Annotated in this window: 2 protein-coding genes; both read left to right on the top strand. The window is 58.7% G+C overall.

Translation table 11 applies throughout. From position 1 onward, the window contains the following. Positions 1-132 precede the first annotated feature (132 nt). On the top strand, positions 133-531 hold the full coding sequence (locus tag ABJK56_RS03610) for a four helix bundle protein (RefSeq protein ID WP_347243302.1): 399 nt from the start codon (positions 133-135) through the stop codon (positions 529-531). Beyond that, on the top strand, positions 531-1,379 hold an 849-nt coding region (locus ABJK56_RS03605; RefSeq protein ID WP_347243301.1), incomplete at its 3' end, for a DEAD/DEAH box helicase family protein. The genes ABJK56_RS03610 and ABJK56_RS03605, both read left to right, overlap by 1 nt.

The following is a 1,379-nucleotide window of genomic DNA, read 5'->3' as shown; positions in this document are numbered from 1 at the left end:
TCCGGCGGCGCATGTTCGACGTGGCTGGTTTGTGACAGGGCGACCTGGGGACAGGGCGACCTCGGGACGGGGTGACATGGGGACTTGGAGACAACGCGACTTGGGGACAAGGAGACCTGGAGACAAAGCGAGATGGCGAAGATCAGCACGCACAAGGAGCTAACGGTCTGGCAGAACGCGATGGATGCCGCGATGAGAATCTTCGAGGTCAGCAGGTCGTTTCCAGTGGAGGAGAAGTACAGCATGGTTGACCAGATGCGACGCAGCTCGCGCTCAGTGGCGGCCAATCTTGCCGAAGCATGGCGCAAGCGGCGATACGAAGCTGCTTTTGTTGCAAAGCTAAACGATGCAGAGACCGAAGCGACGGAAGTCCAAACATGGATTGAGCTTTCGCTTCGGTGTGGCTACATCGATCAGAAGACGGCAACAGAGTTGGATGGAACATACGAACACATCATCGGTCAGCTCGTCACCATGATTCGCCAGCCTGCAAAGTGGACATTGGATCAAGGACCAGGAGGCGAACGCTAATGGACCGAAAGGCAACATCGCCCGGTCGAAAAGTCTCCCAGTCTCCTGCTCTCCCTGTCTCCCGCTCTCCCGCTCTCAAATTCGAGCAGCGATTGGTGCTTCATCAGTGGCTGCTCTCGCTTTTCGGTGTGTCGAGCTTCGAGCGCCTGGCCGCCAGCTTGAAGGCCCCAGAGCTGGAGGGCTTCGACGAAAACAACATCAGCCGCTTCTATCACGTTTTGAGACTGCGAGACTGGGGGACAGAGAGATGGAGAGACGGTGAAACAGGGCAAGGTGGAGACTGGGAGGGCCAGATCACCGGGTCGCCAAGTCGCCAGGTCTCCCTGTCCGACTTGCAGGCCTACGATCAGAACATCGTGCGCCATTGGAAGCGGATCACCGAGCGGCGGAACCACGGAGGACCGTTCCTCTACCCGAAGTACTTTCAGTACCTGGCGCTGCTCTTCACCGAGATTTACCTCGACCGGTACTTCCGCGACGCGGAGGGGTTGCTCGTCGAGCTCAACCGCCACGTAGCCGCGTTTAATGCACGATTGGGAGAGGAGAGAGAGGCGAGGGGACATGGGGACAGGGAGACAAGGGGACAAGGGGAGAGGGGGATAGGGAGGCGTGGGGACGTCGCCTCTTCGCCCCGTCGCCAAGTCTCCCCGTCACAGATCGAGCCGTACACCAGGCAGGACCTCAACAAGCTGGCCTTCTGGATGGCCACTGGCAGTGGCAAAACGCTGCTCATGCACATCAACATCTTGCAGTACCAGCACTACCTGAAAAAACATAACCGTGAAGGTGAGCTAAACCGGATCATCCTGCTCACGCCCAACGAGGGGCTCTCGCACCAGCATCTGGAG

It is taken from the genome of Thermogutta sp., assembly GCF_039793925.1.
Lineage (GTDB): Bacteria > Planctomycetota > Planctomycetia > Pirellulales > Thermoguttaceae > Thermogutta.
The sequence above is the reverse complement of the archived record's forward strand: the minus strand, read 5'-3'. Positions and strand labels throughout refer to the sequence as shown.

What these genes read in the sequence shown, in the direction of transcription:
- ABJK56_RS03610 (WP_347243302.1), top strand. Translation starts at nt 133, where the DNA reads ATGGCGAAGATCAGCACGCACAAGGAGCTAACGGTCTGGCAGAACGCG.